Below are 18,070 nucleotides of genomic sequence, written 5' to 3'. Positions count from 1 at the left end.
CTCCAGCCATAGCGGGGAGAAGTGCGATCGCGCGGCCTGGAATGGAGGTTCGCCCGCGTCGCGGTCCTTGATTGGATCGACGCGGGCGAACGGGCCGCGCGAAGCGGCCCTGAGAGGCTGGCTGTTACGATGCCGTGTCCCCGCGCAGCTGCGTGACCGCGTTCCGCATGAGCCGGAGGCCCACGTTGTCGTCCTGCGTGAGGATGGACTCGGGGTGGAACTGCACGGCTGCGATCGGGAGCTCCGCGTGCTCGATGGCCATCACCACCCCGTCCTCGCTCTCGGCCGTGACCCGGATGGATGCAGGCAGCGCGTCGCGCATGGCATGGAGCGAATGGTAGCGGCCTGCGCGGAACTCGCGCGGAAGCTCGTCGAAGAGGCGCCCGCCGAGCACGCGGATGTTCGATGCCTTGCCGTGCATCGGGTAGTCGAGGACGGCGAGCTTGCCCCCAAAATGCTCGACGATCCCCTGCAAGCCAAGGCATACACCGAAGACGGGCAGCCGCCGCGAGAGGACCGCGTTGAGCGTCGCCGAGAGGGCGAAATCGCTCGGCGAGCCAGGGCCGGGCGAGAGGACCACGAGGTCGGGTTTGTACGTGTCGAGGTCCTTGTGCGGGAAACCGGCGCGAAGCGTCACCACGTCGGCGCCCGTCTGCCGGAGGTAGTTGGCCAGCGTGTGCACAAAGGAATCCTGGTGATCCACGAGCAGGATGGTGCGGCCACGCCCCGACGGCCGGCTGATGGCGGTCGGCGTCGACGCGGCGACGCCGCGCGGCCTGCGGATCGCGTCGAGGAGCGCCGACGCCTTCACGTGCGTCTCGCGCTCCTCCTCGTCCGGATCGGAGTCGAAGAGCAGCGTCGCGCCGACCCGGACCTGAGCCACGCCGTCCTTGACCCGGATCGTGCGGAGCGTGAGCCCCGTATTCATGCCGCCGTCAAAGCCGATCATGCCGACGGCGGCCCCGTACCATGCCCGCGGCGAGCGCTCGTGGTCCTCGATGAACTGCATGGCCCAAGGCTTCGGCGCCCCCGTGACCGTGACCGCCCATGCGTGCGCCAGGAACGCGTCGAGCGCATCGAAGCCCTCGCGCAGGCGTCCTTCGACGTGATCGACCGTGTGGATCAGCCGCGAGTACATCTCGATCTGCCGCCGCCCGATCACGCGAACGCTGCCCGGCACGCAGATGCGGGATTTGTCGTTGCGATCGACGTCGGTGCACATCGTGAGCTCCGACTCGTCCTTCTCGGACGCGAGGAGACGCGCGATCTGCTTGGCATCGGCGAGCGGATCGCTGCCGCGAGGGATGGTGCCCGAGATGGGGCAGGTCTCGACGCGATCTCCGTCGACGCGCACGTACATCTCCGGCGAGGCGCCGATGAGATACTCGGCGCTGCCGAGGTTCATTAAAAACCCGTAGGGCGCTGGGTTGCGCTCACATAGTCGGCGGAACAGCTCCGTCGGAGCGACGGGGCAGGGTTCATAGAGCGTCTGGCTCGGGACAACCTCGAAGAGATCGCCGCGCTTGAAGGCCTCGCGGGCCGACCGAACGAGCTCGGCGTACTCGCCTGGAGCGTACTCGTTCTCCGGAGCGCGGTCGGCGCCGACGTAGCGGCTCGCCGCCCCCGTGCGCGGCAGGCCGTCGGTCGAGCGATCCTCGAACGTGAACTCGTAGCGCGTGCGCGTCGCGCGCTCCCTGCGATGATCGACGGCGACGATCTCATCGGGGAGATAGAGGACGAGGTCCCGCTGGTCCGCCGGTCGCTCGCGCCGGAGCTTGATGGGCTCGAATTGGAAGGCGAGGTCGTACGCAAAGGCGCCGTAGAGCCCGAAGAGCCGATCGCCTGGAAGCCCGAAGAGCCTGGTCAGGCGCCGCAGCACCGAGAAAATGGACGGCTGGCGGCTGCGCAGCTCCTCCGGCACCCGCTCGCCCGACGTCCGGACCACCCCCATGAGATCGTCGCCGCGGCGTTCGACGGACGCGACCACCTGGAAATCCTGGATCGACCTCTCGATTGCGGGCAGGAGCACGCGCCCGCGCTCGTTCAGCGCCGTGAAACGAAATTCGGAGCCCCGAGAGACGAGCACCAGGGGCGGGTTGACGAAGGCGATATCCCAGCGCGTATATCGACCTGGATACTCGTAATTCGACGTCAGGACCACCCCGACATGGGTGTCGAGCTTTTCAATGATGGGCAGGATCGCTCCCTCGACCGCGAGCTCCTCGGCGACGCGGTTCACGGTGACCCCACCTCGTGTAACATAACTTTCCCGTTTCAAGATGCGTCTCCTTCCGCTCACGAATTTACGTGATGCGTGATGCGTGATGCACATCGTAAATGCTTCACCTAGCTCACGATTCTCCACCGGGCGAGACATCAACGCGACACGCATGCCGTAGGCGACGCGTCGAGAGCGCTCGCGTTGCACCATCCATTGCCGTGAGCGCCATTGAACGATGACCTGCCCGAGCAGGGCTTACGCGCTCGCTGCGCGATTACCGCATCGCTGCCGTCAAAACGGAATTCTCGCGTTCAGCGGCGTCAGTTTGGGCGACGGCTCGCACCCATCAAATTGAAAGACGGATAACCGGGAGCGACGGTAGATTGCAAATTGAATCCAACATGTCAAGGCGAAATACTGCTCTATCCGTGCCGGTTCGCGCGAAGTGAAGATCATGTGACAGGTGCTTGTCGGCGCGCGAGCAGCTCGAAGATACGCGGCGTTTGCGTGCGATGATATCGTCGCCTTCTCGGATGGACAGGGCCTTGCACGCTGTCGCGGGAAGGTGCCTTGAAAGGCTAACAACCGTTGCAGAGCTGACCTACGCGATGCGCCCGCTCGCCCCGGAGGCAAGAGGGTTTTCCGGCTCGAATCCATCGGCAAACCACCGGAAGGGCGCGACGAATCGGCGCCCGCACGGCTGCGCGGAGCGGCGGCAGCACCCCATGGTAAAGGGTCTCGGGCAAGAGCTACGCCTGCGCCGGGCATGCCCCACCGCCCATGCCCGGCCCGACGGGTGATGCCGCCGCGGCCCAGGTCTACGAGCTGGTCACGAGAGGTCCGGGCAGGACGAGTGGCGTCCCGGATCGCGGAGCCCCTTGGGTTTGCCGCGAAGCAGACGCGTCCCATGGCGGCTCCGGCGTGTCCGGTTGAGCCCCTATCGCGAAAGGACCTGCCAAAGGACTCATGGCTTACCCGTCCCGACGTCGCGCCCTCGAACCGGGCTCGCCGCCGCGCTCAGCGCGCCGTCGCCGCCTTCATCTCGCGGACGAAGCCGGCGACGGAGCGCGCGGCTGCCTCGGGGTCGCCGACGTGCGCGGCGACCCGCTGGACGACCGCGGAGCCGCTGACCACGCCGAACGCCCCGGCGGCGAGGGCGTCGCGCACATGCTCGGGCTTGGAGATGCCAAACCCCAGGATCGCGGGCGGCGCGCCGAACCGCCGCAGCGTCTCGAACAGCGCCCCGTGGCCGAGGTGCAGCTGCTCGTCCGCCCCGGTCACGCCCTTGCGCGTGACGCAGTAGGTGTACGCCTCGCACCGCTCCGCGAGCCGCTGCAGCGTCGCCTCCGACGCGTTGAGGGGCGCGATCAGCACCGGCGCCACGCCGGCCGCGCGCGCCGCCGCCACGTACGGGTCCGACTCCTTCACCGGCACGTCGGCGACGAGCACGCTGTCGACCCCGGCCTCGGCCACCGACGCGTAAAACGCCTTGAGATCGCGGTGCTTCACCAGGTTCGCGTACGTCAGGATGCCGACCGGCACCTCCGGCGCTTCGGCCCGGAACCGCGTCAAGAGCTCGATGCAGTCGCCCGGTCTCACGCCGGCCTCCAGCGCCCGCACGGCGGCCGCCTGGATCGTCGGGCCGTCCGCGATCGGATCCGAGAACGGGATCCCGACCTCGATCGCGTCCGCGCCTCCCTCCACCGCCGCGCGCAGCAGCCGCAGGCTCGTGGCCAGGTCGGGATCTCCCAGCATCAGGAAGGGGATGAACGCCCCCTCGCCCCGCTGCCGCAGCCGCTCGAATGCGCGCTCGTAGCGCGTCGTCATCGCCTCCCGACTCATGTCGACCTCCCGGGATCGAGCAGCTTCTGCGCCTGCTCCATGTCCTTGTCTCCGCGGCCCGACAGGTTCACGACGAGCACCGTCTCTCGCCCTGCCTGCGCCGCCTCCGCCGCCATCTTCAGCGCGTGCGCGATCGCGTGCGCCGACTCGAACGCCGGGATGATGCCCTCGCTCCGCGCGAGCTTCTGGAACGCGCCGAGCGCCTCGTCGTCGGTCGCCGCCACGTACGTCGCCCGGCCCGACGTCATCAGGTGCGCGTGCTCCGGCCCGACGCCGGGGTAGTCGAGCCCCGCCGACACCGAGTGCGTCTCGGCGACCTGCCCGTGCTCGTCCTGGAGGATGTAGGTCTCCGACCCGTGCAGCACCCCCGGGCGGCCCTTGAGCAGCGTCGCGCCGTGTTTGTCCGTCGAGAGCCCGTGGCCGGCCGGCTCGACGCCGATCAGCGCCACGCCCTTGTCCGGGATGAACTCCGAGAAGATCCCCATCGCGTTGCTACCCCCGCCCACGCACGCGACCACCGCGTCCGGCAGGCGCCCCTCCGCCTCCAGGATCTGGGCGCGCGCCTCACGGCCGATCACCCACTGGAAGTCGCGCACGATCGTGGGGAACGGGTGAGGCCCGGCCACGGTCCCGATCAGGTAGTGCGTGTCCTCGTAGCTCTCGGTCCAGTAGCGCAGCGCCTCGTTGAGGGCGTCCTTCAGCGTCTGCGTGCCCGAGCTCACGGGCACCACCTCGGCCCCCATGAGGCGCATCCGGAAGACGTTGAGCCGCTGCCGCTCCACGTCCTTCGCGCCCATGTAGATGCGCGTGGGCATCCCGAGCAGGGCCCCGATCATCGCGGTCGCGACGCCGTGCTGGCCTGCCCCCGTCTCGGCGATGAGCCGCTTCTTGCCCATGCGCCGCGCGAGCAGCCCCTGGCCGAGCGCCTGGTTGGTCTTGTGTGCGCCGCCGTGCAGCAGGTCCTCGCGCTTCAGGTACAGCTTCACCCGCGGGTCGCCCGTCAGGTTGCGGCACAGGGTGAGCGGCGTCGGGCGGCCGGCGTAGGTCGTCAGCAGGGCGTCGAACTCCGCCGCGAACGACGGATCGCCGCGCGCCTCCAGGTACGCGCGCTCGAGCTGCTCGAGCGCGGGTACGAGGATCTCCGGGACATAGGCGCCCCCAAAGGCGCCAAAGCGACCGCTTTGCTGCATGGTGATTGCCTCGATCGTCGGTGGTGCGTTGTGCGTTGTGCGTCGTGAGAGCTGGTGTCAGGGAGAGGCGCGGTCCTCCGGGGCCTCGGGGTCACGGTCGTGGCGCGACGGGCCGCGCGCGCAGTCGAACAGGCGCACGAGCAGGTCGGCGCACTTCTCGCCGGGCGCGCGCTCCACGCCCGACGCGACGTCGAGCCCCCACGTCCCCACCCGGCGCGCAGCGGCGATGTTGTCCGGGGTCAGCCCGCCCGCGAGCAGGCTCCGGCCGCGCGCCGGATGCCCCTCGAGCGCGCTCCAGGCGAACGTCCGCCCGGTGCCTCCCCGCGCCTCCGCCGTGCGCGTATCGAAGACCAGCCGATCCGCGCAGCGCTCGACCTCGGTGCCCGCACCAGCCGCGCCGCCCTCGCCGGCCGCTCCAGCCGCGTCGGCCGCGCCCGCGGCCCCGGCCGCGTCCCCGGACGGCGCCATCGGGACCGCCTTCCAGACCTCGCACCCCTCGGGGAGCACGCGCCGCAGCGCCTCGATGAACCCGGCGTCCTCGTCGCCGTGCAGCTGCACGGCCCGCAGCCCCAGCGCCTGCGCCGTATCGGCGACGAGATCCACGGATTGATTGAGGAATACGCCCACGAAGGGCAGCCCCGCCGCGGTGGCGATCAAGATCTCCGCCTGCTCGCGCGTCACCCGCCGCGGCGAGGCCTCGGCGAAGACGAGCCCGCCGAACCGGGCCCCGAGCCGCTCCGCCTCGCGTGCATCCCCGGGCCGGGTCAGGCCGCAGATCTTCACCCTGCCGGTCACCAGCGCGCGCGCCGCGTCGGCGATGTCGGGGCTGCGCATGAGCGACGTGCCCACGAGGAACCCGTCCACCGAGGGCGCGAGCCGCTCCACGTGGGCGCGCGACTCCACGCCCGACTCCGCGATGACGATCCGGTCGCGCGGCACGCGCGGCGCCAGCCGCTCAGAGACCGCGAGATCGACCTTGAGCGTCTTGAGATCCCGGTTGTTGATGCCGATCACCGGCGCCGGCAGCGCCAGCGCCCGCTCGAGCTCCGCCTCGTCGTGGACCTCGACCAGGCAGTCCATGCCGAGCGCCTCGGCGGCGCCCAGGCACAAGAGCGCGGTCGTGTCGTCCAGCACCGACAGCATCAGCAGGATCGCGTCCGCGCCGTTCGCCCGCGCCTCGACCACCTGGTAGGGCGTCACGACGAAGTCCTTGCAGAGGATCGGGACGTCCACGACCGCGCGCACGGCCTGGAGGATCTCGAAGCTGCCCTGAAAGAAGGGCTCGTCGGTCAGCACGCTCACCGCGTCGGCGACGCCGTAGTACGCGGCGGCGACGGCGTGCGGGTCGAAATCCGGCCGGATGAGGCCCTCGGATGGCGAGGCCTTCTTGCACTCCAGGACGAAGCGCGCGCCCGGCGCGGAGAGCGCGCGCCGCAGGCTCCGCGAGGTGGGCGGCGCATTCGCCCTCAGGCTGGCGAGCGGGGTCCGCCGCTCGCGCTCCGCCACGTCCGCTCGCTTCCGCTCCACGATGCGCGCGAGCACATTGCCTTGCTCAGCCACGATTCGCCTCCTTCCGCGCTTCTTGGGCCCCTTCTCGGCTCAGCGCCACGAAGCGCGTGAGCCGCTCCGCCGCGCGCCCCGAGCTCAATGCCGCGAGCGCCAGGGCCGTCCCCTCGCGCAGGCTCTCGGCGCGCCCGGCGATCCAGAGCAGCGCTCCCGCGTTGATCGCGACCGCGTCGCGGTGCGCGGGCGCGCCGCGCCCGGCGAGCAGGTCGCGCAGCCACGCCGCGTTCGCCGCCGGGCCGGCGCCTCGCAGCGCCTCGATCGGCGCCGGCGCCACCCCCGCGTCGGCCGGGTCGATCACCAGCTCCTCGACCACCCCGTCGCGCAGCCGCGCCGCGCGCGTCGGCGCGTGCAGCGCCACCTCGTCGAGCCCCCCGCCGTGCACCACGAGCGCCGCCTGACACCCGAGCATGCCAAGCGTGCGCGCCGCGTGCGTGACCAGCTCCGGAGAGTAGATGCCCATCACCTGAATCGGCGGCGCGCTCGGGTTCACGAGCGGCCCCAGCAGGTTCATGATCGTGCGCACCTTGAGCGCGCGACGCACCGGCATCGCGTGCCGCATGCCCGCGTGGTACTGCGGCGCGAAGAGGAAGCAGAAGCCCACCTCGTCGAGGGCGCGGCGCGAGATCTCCGCCGGCGGATCGAGCCGCGCGCCCAGCGCCTCGAGCGCGTCGGCCGAGCCGCACTGCGACGAGACAGAGCGGTTGCCGTGTTTGGCGACCGGCAGGCCCGCTTCGGCCGCGACGAAGGCGACCGCGGTCGACACGTTGACCGTCGACTGCCCGTCTCCGCCGGTCCCGCAGCAGTCCGCATACGCGTAGGCCGGCCGAGCGAACGGCGCCGCGGCCGCCCGCAGCGCACGCGCTGCGCCCGCGATCTCCGCGGGCGTCTCGCCCTTCGCCTTGAGCGCCACGAGCAACGCGGAGAGCTCCACCTCGGTCAGCGCCCCCGCGAACACGTCACGGAACAGCGTCTCGTTCTGCTCTGCGGAGAGGTCCACGCCCGCGCAGAGCGCATCGATCACTGCATGCATCATGGTTCTCTCCTCATCTTCACGGCTGTTCCGCCAGACACGGTTCCTCGGGACTCCAGCGTCGCGCTGCGGCGCCCTGCATAGCGGACAAAAGCGAAAAGGCCCACCGTTGTTCGGCGGGCCCTTTGTCTTCTTTCCTTCAGGTCGTCCTCCCCGCAGGGAGGCGCATTACCCGTGGTAAGGGCCCGCCTTGGTAGAGCACCAGCGCCACCAGAGCAGCCCTGCCACGCACGAGCCCACCTGGGCGGCCGAGCGCGACGCGCCGCCGAGGACGAAGGCCTCGGAAGAGCGACGAGCGCTGGACGCGGGGAGCGCGCGGGGCATGCGGGGAACATAGCTTGCGGGCGCGACCAGCGTCAAGCGGGTTCCGCGCGCCTTGAGCCGCCGCTGAGCCGCCGCTTCAGCCGCCGTGCCCCGAGCTTCCTCGGATCAGCGAACCTCCGAAGCCTCCGCGCTCTCCACCGCCATCCGCGGGCGACGCCTCCGCTGGAAGGTCCTCGTGTCCTCGCGGGCGGACTGCGCCGGCATCGCGACGGTGGCGAGCTCGGGCCGGCGCCGCACCCCACCCGTCGTGTGCAGATGCGATGACAGACGTGCGATATCGCAAAGAAGACATCGCTCGGCGGCAGCTTGCGTCACGCAAGGAGCGTCGGTAATCGGTAATCGGGCGTTCACTGAGCGTCAACTGGCGCGCGTGCCGATTCGCCGTTGACACCCGCGCATCGTCTGGCGTCCCCTTCCCCTCCATGAGCACGATGGAATTCGAGGCGGCGTTGGACGGCGCTCCGCTGCGCCCGGTCGGCGTGATCCGGTCCTCGCTCAAGGAGCGCAGCGAGGCGCCCAGACAGGGATCGGAGGGAGCGCCTGATGCGTGGCTCGAGGTTTACCCGTGGGCGGCGGAGGGGCTGCGGGGCCTCGCCGCCGGCGACGAGATCATCGTCATCACGTGGTTTCACCAGGCACGTCGCGACGTCCTCCAGGTCCACCCGCGGTCCGACGAGCGCAGTCCGCTCACGGGTGTCTTCGCGACCCGATCTCCGGACAGACCGAACCCGCTCGGTCTTCATCCCGCCTTCATCCGTGCCATCGATGGCGCCCGCCTGCGTATCGGGCCCATCGAAGCCGTCGACGGCACGCCGGTCGTCGACATCAAGCCGGTGCTGAAGTGAGAAACAGGGTGCGATGATCGCTACCTGGAGATCACGATCCAGGTGAGCTCGTCGATCCCGGAGAGCGGCGCCGTCTCGACGACCGCGCCGTCGGCCTCCCCTGCCGCCGGCGCCGAGAGCTTGCCGTCGTACTCGCTCATGGTCCGGAACCTCACCCGCGTCCCTGGCGGCAGATCCGAGGGGGCCTGGACCCCGACGGGCGAGCCGCTGGTCGTCCCGAACGGGTAGAGCGCATAGACCGCCACGATCTCCTCCCCGCCGAGATCGGGGAGAGGTGGTACGCGCTCCGGCGGGATCCTCCGGGCCGCGATGTCGTGGAGGGCCTCGCCGAGCGGCGCGGAGAGAGCGGCGCGGCGCACGGTGAGCTGGAGGCCGTCGCCGACCTCCAGGACCTGCGGCTCGTCGCTGTTCGGACCAAGGACGGCGCCCGCGGGCAGGTGCGGCACGAAGAGCGATCCCGCGTCGACGGTCACCGCGTCGGTGAAGCGCAGCGGGAACATGGTCGTTCCCCGGCGCGGCGTCGTCCCCGCGTCCTCCATCGACTTCACCACGAAGTCGACCGGCGGCTCCGCGTCGCAGAGGAAGGTGAAGCGGCCATCCGCCTTCGATCGATCCGAGTAGCAGACCGCGGTATTGCAGAACAGCACGGTGGCTCCGCCGATGGGCTGTCCCGCTTCGTCCGCGAGCACGCCGGTCACGCCTGGGCCCGCCGGCGCGCCGCCTGCGCCGGAGCCGCCCGCCCCGCCGCCGCCCGTCGCGCCGCCGCCGTCGCCGCGCCGCCTGCGCCGCCTGCGCCGCCTGCGCCGCCGCCCGTCGCTGCGCCGCCGCCGGCGTCCCCCGCCCCGCTGGTCGAGCCGCCGCCTCCGTCGCAAGCCGACGTGATCAGCGCGACCACCAGGAGCAGGGCGCGCCTTATCATTCGGCCAGCGCCTGCTCGATGACCGCCGTCATGGCATCGGGGTCGTACTCGTGGCTGGCGTACCGGACGATGCCGTCCTTGCCGACGATCACGTCGACCGGGAACGGGTTGGGGCCGGAAAAATTGGACGTCACGGCGCTGTAGGTGCTCGCGGTCTCCTCGAGCCCGACCGGAAAGGTGACCTTGATGTTGTCGCAATACGCCTGCACCTGGCCAATCTGATCGACCGGCTCCCTCGGGTTGAGGGCGACGATCTGCAGGCCCTGGTCCTTGTACTTCAGCCAGAACCTCTCCTCGGTGTCCGGCAGGTGGTTGGCGCAGACCGGGCAGAAGGTGGCAAAGTAGGTCAAAAGGAGCACGCTCCCGGCCGACTCCTCCGAGGTCCAGGTCGTGCCGTCCAGCATCGTGCCCGTGGTCGCGGGCAGGGGCGCGCCGACGCTCACGCCGGGCGCGTTGCCGACGAGGTAGGTCTTGCGCACCGGGGCCGCAGGGTCGTCCGAGACGATGTGGAGATAGCCGATCTCCTGGTCCGTCGCCGAGGCGAGGTAGGTCACGTTGAGCTCGATCTTCTCGCCGGGCGCGATCCGGGCCTGGCGCGGCTCGACGCTGAACGCGGAGCCGCTGACCCAGTTGTCCACCAGCGTGAGCGGCGCAGTCCCCTGGTTCGTGACCTCGAGCGGGAGCGTCTTCGTGTCCCCGGCGGCGACCGGGCCGAAATCGAGCCGCGCAGCGGACTCCGGCAGACGGATGTTGGGGGCCAGGCGCTCCGGCTCGAGACGGTAGGAATACGGGTTCTCCCAGGTGCCGATGAACACGTCCTGACCTCGGGCGGCGACGCCGAAGGTGCGCATCGTGGGGAGCTCGCGCTCCGGATCGTCGTACTCGAACGCCCTCGGGATGCGCACGGCCGCGATGAAGGTCGGGGCGGCGGGCGTGGACACGTCGTAGACGCGCACGTCGTTCCAGGCGGCGACGAAGAGGCGGCGCTCGGAGTAGGCCAGGCGGAGCGGGGTCCCGGGCATCTCGGCGCGACCGACGACGACCGGGCGCTCGAGATCGGAGATGTCGACAACGGCGACGCCCGCGGAGCCTGCCGCCACATAGGCGAAGTCGCCGTCCACGACGACGCCCTTCGCCTGGCCGCCGGTGGCCACGCGCCCGAGCTCGACCGGCGCCGTCGGATCCGTCGCGTCGACAGTGACGAGCCCGTCCACGCCGTCGGCGACGAAGACATGGTTGTCGCGCGCCGCGACCCCCCACGCATTTGTGAATCCACCCAGGCTGCCGACCCGCGCGAACCCGAGCGCGCTGTCGTAGCGATAGACGCCGAGGCCATCTCCGTGCAGCCCCACGAAGATGTTGTGGTTCGCGACGTCGACCCCCTCGTAGCTGATCCCCGGCTCCTGCAGAACGGAGAGCTGCGCTGGGGCCTCCGGATCGCTGATGTCCCAGCCGCTGAGGAAGGCGGGGTTCCGGATGTTGCCGAGGTGCGTGGTGAAGACGAGGTTGTCGTCCCACGCGAGGTGCTTGCAGCCGGGTGTGCGGGAATCGCCGGGGATGGTGTGCTTGAGCCCCCCGGCGAGCACCTCCATGTCGGCGGGGTCCTCCGCGCGGATGACGTTGAACGTGTAGCTGCAATTGAGGAGCAAATCATCGTCGCGGACGCGGACCTCATCCGTGTGGCTACCCACCTCGTGCAAGCTCTGGAGCTGCACCAGCGGGCTCAGGAAATGCCCGGGCTGGAGCGCGGTCGGGACACATTCCCCGTCGACGTCACGGGTGCCCTCGCCGCAGACGACTCCGGGGCTCGTCGCCGAAGGCACACACACGCCGTCGACGTCCTCGGTGCCCTCTCCGCAGACGACGTTGGGGCTCATCGCGGAAGGCACGCACACGCCGTCCGCCGCTTTCGTGCCTGGGCCGCACGACAGCCCGGTCTCGCTCACCGCATCGTCGCCTCCGCAGGCGGACAAGGCGAGCAAGATCAGCGCGGAGACGGAAGCGCGATGTCGCAGCAGCGTCATGAAGAGCTCCTTGGATGGGATGAAGGACAGGGCGGCTGATGAAGCAAGCGCAGCGTCCTTGTGAGGATACAAGTCGCATGGGGGGGCTGGGCAAGGACAACCGGGGTCGCGGCGGCGCCGGCGCACATCTCCGACGGTGTCCGCCGTCGCGCCGTCCCGACAAGGCGGCGTCGCGGTCGGGAGGCGGCGGCTCGGATGGGGGCCGCCTCCACGGGTCGAGGGCCTGGACGACCGAGCGCGGCGCGTCACCGAGGACGAAGGCCTCGGAACAGCGCGGCGTGCAGCGCGCGAGGCCTGTGGTAGGGAACGCCCGGCAGCGTCGTTGGAAGGGCCGTGGCCGCAAGGAGGCCACGAGACAACACGGGAAGGTTCATGTCGAGGATAGCGGTTCTTGGAGGCGGGATCGCCGGGCTGAGCGCGGCGATCGCCCTCGCCGGACGGGGGTTCGAGGTGGAGGTCTTCGAGCGACACGCCGCGCCGACGGACATCGGCGCCGGGATCGTCTGCTGGCCGAACGCCTCGTTCGTGCTCCAGGAGCTCGGGCTCCTGGAATCGGTCGCCAGGCTGGCTGGGCGCCCGGCCCGGATGCGGAGGGTCTCGTGGACCGGCGAGGAGCTCGGCGCGCTGGACATCCGGAAGCTGGACCAGCTCATGGGGCGCCCGAGCCTCTCGGTGCTGAGGAGAGAGCTCCAGGCGGCGCTGCTGTCCCGCGCCGCCGAGCAGGGGGTCCGCGTGAGGTACGGGCACGCCGCCGATCGCATCGAGCCCTCGGCCACCGGCTCGGCGAGCGTTCACTTCGCGAACGGAGCGACCGTCGCGGCGGACGTGATCCTCGGAGCGGACGGGCGGATGAGATCTGTCGCGAGGGCGTTCGTGCACGGCGACAACCGCCCGAGGTATCAGGGCTTCATCAACTGGCTTGGCACGTTCGAGAGCGATCGCGCGGTGTTCTCGGAATCGCAAATCGAGGTGACGGACTTCTGGGGCGTCGGCGTGCGCTTCGGCGTCGTGCCCGTATCTCGGTCGAAGGCGTACTGGGCCGGCGCCGCGGCCTGCCCTGAAGCTCGGGGCAAGGAGCCGGTGGATCACCGGGCCGAGCTCCGCGCCCTCTTCCGCGGGTGGCCGAGCCCGATACCGGAATTGATAGAGGAGACGCCCACCGAGCGCATGAACAAGATCTACGTCCACGATCACGATCCCATCGACACGTGGCATCGAGACAACGTCTTGCTGATCGGCGACGCCGCGCACGCCGCGCTGCCCACGTCGGGCCAAGGCGCCAGTCAGGCCCTCGAAGACGCGTGGCACCTGGCCGACTGCCTGGGCAGCGCCGCCTCCCTCGAGCAGGCGTTCACCGCGTTCACGAGGCGCCGCCACGCCAAGAGCGCCGCGATCGTGACGGGCGGCCGCGATCTCGCGCGCTCGCTGTTCGCGACCGATCCCGCGCTCTGCGAGGCGAGGGATCGCAGGAGCAAGGCGACCGACTACGAGGCCATGGTTCAGGGCATGGCGAAGGGCTGGTCCAGCGGACTGCCGATGAGCGGGCGTCCGGGCGCCCCGTCGGCTCGCCCCCAGGCCTGACGAGCCCGCGTCCGCGCCGTCGAGCGCGCTCCCGCGTGGGCCGCGCGCTGCCCCGTCTCGTCGAGGTGCGGCTCTACTCCTCGTCCGGATCGTCCCCGAAGAGCGCCCCGACCGACCACGTGATCGCGTCGAACGGCTCTGCCCTGACGCGCTCGCCCCGCTCTGCCGTGAGCACGTTCAGGTACCCGTCAGCCATCCAGCGATGCACGGTGAGCACCTCGTTCATCGGATCCACGATCCAGTAGTGCGGCACCTGGCACCGGTGGTACGTGCGCAGCTTCTTCACGAGGTCGTTGCGCGCGTTCGAAGGGCTCAGCACCTCGCAGACCCAGTCGGGCCGCACGAGGATCGGCGTCTTCTCGGGCAGCTCGGGGAGGCGCTCACGCCGCCAGCCAGCCACGTCGGGACGGTAGACCTCGTGCTCCTCGAGCTGCACCTCGACCTCGGTGGCGAACCACCACCCCCCTGGCCAGCGGCCGCCGGGCCGCCGGTTGTAGGGGCGGAACACGATCCCGGCGAGCGATGCCTGGGCCCCGCCGTGCTTCGGCGAAGGCATCGCCTTCGGGACGAGCTCGCCGTCGATGATCTCGTGGAAGCGCTGCGCCTCGGGGAGGGCCAGCAGCTCTGCGATCGTGGCGAGCTTGCGCGCGGGGAGCGACACGGCCCCACCATCGTGCCGTAGCCGCCCGGAGCCCGCCAGCGGGCACTTGCCACGCGCCGCGCGGGCCCCTGGCGCACCCGCGCAGACACCTCGCCGGCTTCGCGCGGCGCAGCCTCGACCCCGAGCGCGTTGCTTCCGGGTTGCCGGCTCGCGGCGCCCCCCGGCTCGTCCGCTCCCGCAGGATACTTTGCGGCCCGGTACACCGATGGTAGGCCCCGCTTTCCAGGGCGCACGACCTCGCGGCCAGACGCGACAGGCCCTCGCGAGGCGCCCGCGCGGCCCTCCCCCTGTGTGCCCCATGATCACCGCCGAACCAGGTCCCCCGCCGCCGCCGAGCGCCACTGGCCCTCATGACAGCGTCCCGCCGCGATCCCCGAGCGGCCCGCCCGCGCGCCAGAGCGCGCCGCCAGGGAGGCCGGTCCCTCCGCCGGGGCGCTCGGTCCCCCCGCCGCCGCGGCGCAGCGCCTGGACCACCCGCCTCGGCGAGGCCTGCGTGCTCGGCCTCGGCGTCGCCTCGCTGTCCGCCGTGCCGACCGCGCTGCGCACCGCCCGCGCCGGCGCGTCCTTCCTCGACGGGCTCCTCGTCGGCACCGCCGTCCTGCTCCCGCTCGTCACGCTCGCGCTCATCCTCTCGCGCGCCGCCGGCCGCGGCTTCCGCGGCATCGTCGGCGCGGGCGGCGAGCGGCTCGCCGTCCTCCGCGTCGCGCTCTGGATCGGCGTCGCCTTCCCCGTGCTCGCCGCGCTCGCCGCCGTCCTCAAGGCGACGACCCACCACCGCGGCCTCGCCGGCGCGACCTTCGGCGTCCTCGGCCTCGCCGGCGTCGCGGCCGCGGCGCTCCTCACCCAGCGCCTCGTCGCGCTCGGCGATCGCCTCGCCGCCCGCGGCGTGAAGCCGTGGCTCCTCGCCGTCGCCGGCACGGCCATCGGCGTCGTGCCGCTCGTCGCCGCCTTCGCGCCGCTCGCCGCCCACGCGGGCAACGCGACCGGCGACGCCGGGGCCGCCGTGCGCGCCGCCATCGTCGACGGCGCCATCGCGCTCGTGGCGACCGCGCTCGTCTCGAGCGTCGATCTCAGCGCGGCGGTCGGCCGCATCGCCGGCATTGCGGGCGTCCCGCTCGCCGCCCTCGTCCTCATGACAGCGACAGCCCGGATCGAGTCGTTCCCCCCGCTCGGCCAGGCCGTGCGCGCCGGCGGAGGGCTCGCGGCCACCCTCTTCGGCGCGCTCGAGCGGTGGACGGACCGCGACGGCGACGGGATGGGCTCGCACTTCGGCGGCCTCGACTGCGACGAGGGCGACCCCACCCGGTATCACGGCGCGTGGGACACCCCGGGCGACGGCATCGATCAGGACTGCAGCGACGAAGCCCACCAGGGCGCCTCGTCCCTGCCCGCCAGGGCCGTCGCTGGCTCGCCCGCCGCCGCCCCGCCGGCCGCCGCTGCCGCCTCCCCGCCGGCCGCTCCCGGCGCCGCGTCGGCCGCGCCTGCCGCCGCCCCGAGCGCACACGCGCGCGCCACCCCCGCGTCTGCCGCGCGCGACGAGGGCGGCGCGGTCGTCCCGGCCGTCCTGACGAGGACCACCTCTCCCGCCGGGACCACGCCCGCCTCCCCCGATCCCGCCGCCGCAGCACCGACGCGCCCCGACATCCTCCTCGTCACCCTCGACACGGTCCGCGCCGACCACACGTCGGCCTACGGCTACGGCCGCGACACAAGCCCGCGGCTCGCCGAGCTCGCGGCCCGCGGCGTGCTGTTCGAGCGCGCCTACGCCGCCTCGAGCGAGACGCAGCGGGCCATCTCGCCCCTCGTCACCGGCCGCCGCCTCAACCGGGCGGCGCGCGACCGCCGCGAGTGGCCGACGCTGCTGCCCGAGAACGACACCCTCGCGGAGCGCATGAAGCGCGCCGGCTACCTCACCGCCGCGGTCAGCTCGTTCACGTGGATCAGCCAGGAGCGCGGCTTCGATCAGGGGTTCGACCGCTTCGAGACCGTCTACGGCGACGCCCACCCCGAGCGCGAGGCGACCGGTCACCTCGCGGTCAAGAAGGCCATCGAGCTCCTCGAGGGCCACGCCCAGCGCACCCAGCCGATCTTCCTCTGGCTCCACCTCTTCGACGCCCACGAGCGCTACCTCGCTCACCCTGGCATCCGCTTCGGCTCCGGCAGGACCGCCGCCTACGACGGTGAGATCGCCTACGTCGATAGGCAGATCGGCGCCCTGCTCGACGCCGTGGCGAGGAGCCCCCGCGCCGGCCGCACGGCGATCATCGTCCACGGCTCCCAGGGAGAGGGGCTCGGCGAGCACGGCCCGGTCGGGCACGGCGTCGAGCTCTACGAGGAGGCGATCCGCGTCCCCCTCGTCGTCGCCCTCCCCGGCGCCGCGCCCGGCCGTTACCCGCACCCGGTGAGCACGGTCGACATCGCGCCCACCGTCCTCGACGTCGGCGGCGCGGAGGCCACCGCCGTCGAAGGCGCCTCCCTCGCCGCGATCGTTGCCGGCGCCGAGCGCGCGCCCCGCGGTCCCGTGTTCGCCCGCACCGCCCGCCGCGCCGCGATCGTCGACGGGCAGCTCAAGCTCCTCGTCATCGAGCGAAAGAAGCGGGCGAAACGAGACCGCCTGCTCCTGTTCGATCTCGAGAGCGATCCCCGAGAGACCCGCGACCTGTCTGGCGACCGTCGCTTCGAGGCCGACCTCGGGCGGCTCCGCGAAAAGTTGTCTGCCTTCGAGTCTGCCTCGCAGTAGAGTTTACTGCGAGGGATCATGCACAGAATCGCCCCTTCGACGCGGAAGCCCGCGCCCCCCCGCGCGAGGGCGCTGCGCGCCGCCGTCGCCGTCGGCTTCGCCCTGGGCCTCGCCTCGCTCGCGCTGCTCGTGGTGCGGCTCGCGGAGGTGCCGTCCGTGCCGCTGACGCTCGGCGCGGGCGCCATCACGGGCGCGCTGCCGCGGCGACTCCGTTTCGAGTGGCGCCTCGTGCGCGATCGCCACTGGCAGATCGCCTCATCGCCCGCCGAGTCGCGCGAGGCCACCGACCAGATCGAGGCCACCCGCGGCGCCTGCCCGACGGGCATGGTCGAGGTCTCCGGCCTCATGAAGCTCGACCCCGCGCCGAAGGCCCAGGGCGATCTGCGCTCCATCGACGAGATGCAGCGGACGACCTGCAAGCACTGGATCAGCAGGGACTACCCCGAGCGGTGCGCGGAGTTCGATCGCGAGAAATGGCTCTCGATGTCGAAGGACCTCGACACGAAGCCGATGCACTTCTGCATGGATCGTTACGAGTACCCCAACCAGAAGGGCGTCTATCCGTTCATCCTCGTCTCGTTCTACGAGGCGAACGAGCTTTGCGCCGAGGAGGGCAAGCGCCTCTGCGACGAGGCCGAGTGGACCTTCGCCTGCGAGGGCGAGGAGGCGCGCCCCTACCCCTACGGCTACGTCCGTGAGCCTGAAGCGTGCGTCGTCGATCAGCCGTGGCGCCCGTTCATCGAGACCGCGTTGCGCCCGAGGAGCGGCCCCGCCGCCATGGCCGAGATGGACCGGCTCTGGCAGGGCATGGCCTCGGGCGTCCAGCCCCGCTGCCGGAGCCCGTTCGGCGTCTACGACATGACCGGCAACATCGACGAGTGGACCCGTTCCGTCCGCGAGGGCGAGCGCCCCTCCATCCTGAAGGGCGGCTACTGGGGTCCTGTCCGCACGCGCTGCCGCCCCTCGACCCGCTCGCACGACGAGAACCACATGTTCTACCAGCAGGGCTTCCGCTGCTGCGCGGATCACGGCGCCGCGATCGGCGTCCCCGCGGAGCGCGCCGTCTCCGGCGATCCTGCCGCCGCCCCGCTGCCGCGCGAGCTCCGCTGACGCGCTCGCCGGCGCGG

Annotated in this window: 13 protein-coding genes; 4 read left to right on the top strand and 9 right to left on the bottom strand. The window is 71.6% G+C overall.

The genetic code is table 11. The annotated features are described in order from the left end of the window. Positions 1-124 precede the first annotated feature (124 nt). The 5 genes from WME90_RS06340 to trpD all read right to left on the bottom strand — a co-directional run bounded on the left by WME90_RS06340 (position 125) and on the right by trpD (position 7,849). Entirely contained in the window at positions 125-2,332 is a 2,208-nt protein-coding gene (locus WME90_RS06340) for an anthranilate synthase component I (protein ID WP_437280172.1), read from the bottom strand. A gap of 906 nt (positions 2,333-3,238) precedes the next feature. Beyond that, positions 3,239-4,063 carry a tryptophan synthase subunit alpha gene (gene trpA / locus WME90_RS06335; protein WP_437280171.1) on the bottom strand — a complete coding sequence of 275 codons (825 nt, stop codon included), beginning with the start codon at positions 4,061-4,063 and terminating at the stop codon, positions 3,239-3,241. After that, on the bottom strand, positions 4,060-5,253 hold the full coding sequence (gene trpB / locus WME90_RS06330) for a tryptophan synthase subunit beta (RefSeq protein ID WP_437280170.1): 1,194 nt from the start codon (positions 5,251-5,253) through the stop codon (positions 4,060-4,062). Before trpB ends, trpA begins: the two co-directional genes overlap by 4 nt. Positions 5,254-5,310: 57 nt before the next feature. Beyond that, positions 5,311-6,813 carry a bifunctional indole-3-glycerol-phosphate synthase TrpC/phosphoribosylanthranilate isomerase TrpF gene (gene trpCF, locus WME90_RS06325; protein WP_437280169.1) on the bottom strand — a complete coding sequence of 501 codons (1,503 nt, stop codon included), beginning with the start codon at positions 6,811-6,813 and terminating at the stop codon, positions 5,311-5,313. Then, positions 6,806-7,849 carry an anthranilate phosphoribosyltransferase gene (gene trpD / locus WME90_RS06320; RefSeq protein WP_437283567.1) on the bottom strand — a complete coding sequence of 348 codons (1,044 nt, stop codon included), beginning with the start codon at positions 7,847-7,849 and terminating at the stop codon, positions 6,806-6,808. The genes trpCF and trpD overlap by 8 nt, the downstream gene beginning before the upstream one ends. 746 nt (positions 7,850-8,595) lie before the next feature. Here trpD and tsaA point away from each other — a divergent pair. After that, positions 8,596-9,018, top strand: a complete 423-nt coding sequence (gene tsaA / locus WME90_RS06315) for a tRNA (N6-threonylcarbamoyladenosine(37)-N6)-methyltransferase TrmO (protein WP_437280168.1) — start codon at positions 8,596-8,598, stop codon at positions 9,016-9,018. 20 nt (positions 9,019-9,038) lie between these two features. Here tsaA and WME90_RS06310 read toward each other — a convergent pair whose 3' ends face one another. From WME90_RS06310 to WME90_RS06300, 3 genes are read right to left on the bottom strand one after another with little or no spacing between them, the layout of a single operon-like run. Next, positions 9,039-9,707, bottom strand: coding sequence for a hypothetical protein (locus WME90_RS06310; RefSeq protein WP_437280167.1), 669 nt, complete (start codon positions 9,705-9,707; stop codon positions 9,039-9,041). A gap of 5 nt (positions 9,708-9,712) precedes the next feature. Further along, positions 9,713-9,937 carry a hypothetical protein gene (locus WME90_RS06305; RefSeq protein WP_437280166.1) on the bottom strand — a complete coding sequence of 75 codons (225 nt, stop codon included), beginning with the start codon at positions 9,935-9,937 and terminating at the stop codon, positions 9,713-9,715. Continuing rightward, on the bottom strand, positions 9,934-11,961 hold the full coding sequence (locus WME90_RS06300) for a redoxin domain-containing protein (RefSeq protein ID WP_437280165.1): 2,028 nt from the start codon (positions 11,959-11,961) through the stop codon (positions 9,934-9,936). Before WME90_RS06300 ends, WME90_RS06305 begins: the two co-directional genes overlap by 4 nt. Before the next feature lie 372 nt (positions 11,962-12,333). On the opposite strand from WME90_RS06300, the gene WME90_RS06295 reads away from it, so the two are divergent. Then, positions 12,334-13,542, top strand: a complete 1,209-nt coding sequence (locus WME90_RS06295; RefSeq protein WP_437280164.1) for an FAD-dependent oxidoreductase — start codon at positions 12,334-12,336, stop codon at positions 13,540-13,542. 73 nt (positions 13,543-13,615) lie between these two features. Here WME90_RS06295 and WME90_RS06290 read toward each other — a convergent pair whose 3' ends face one another. Next, complete coding sequence (locus WME90_RS06290) at positions 13,616-14,203, bottom strand: Uma2 family endonuclease (protein WP_437280163.1); 588 nt, start codon at positions 14,201-14,203, stop codon at positions 13,616-13,618. A gap of 493 nt (positions 14,204-14,696) precedes the next feature. Between WME90_RS06290 and WME90_RS06285 the strand changes: the two genes are divergently transcribed. Together WME90_RS06285 and WME90_RS06280 are read left to right on the top strand one after the other, a co-directional pair. Then, complete coding sequence (locus tag WME90_RS06285; protein ID WP_437280162.1) at positions 14,697-16,943, top strand: sulfatase-like hydrolase/transferase; 2,247 nt, start codon at positions 14,697-14,699, stop codon at positions 16,941-16,943. A gap of 18 nt (positions 16,944-16,961) precedes the next feature. Further along, on the top strand, positions 16,962-18,053 hold the full coding sequence (locus WME90_RS06280) for a formylglycine-generating enzyme family protein (protein ID WP_437280161.1): 1,092 nt from the start codon (positions 16,962-16,964) through the stop codon (positions 18,051-18,053). Positions 18,054-18,070: the final 17 nt, after the last annotated feature.

The organism is Sorangium sp. So ce375, from assembly GCF_051473855.1.
Taxonomy (GTDB): Bacteria; Myxococcota_A; Polyangia; order Polyangiales; family Polyangiaceae; genus Sorangium.
This window is presented reverse-complemented; position numbering and strand designations above follow the sequence as displayed.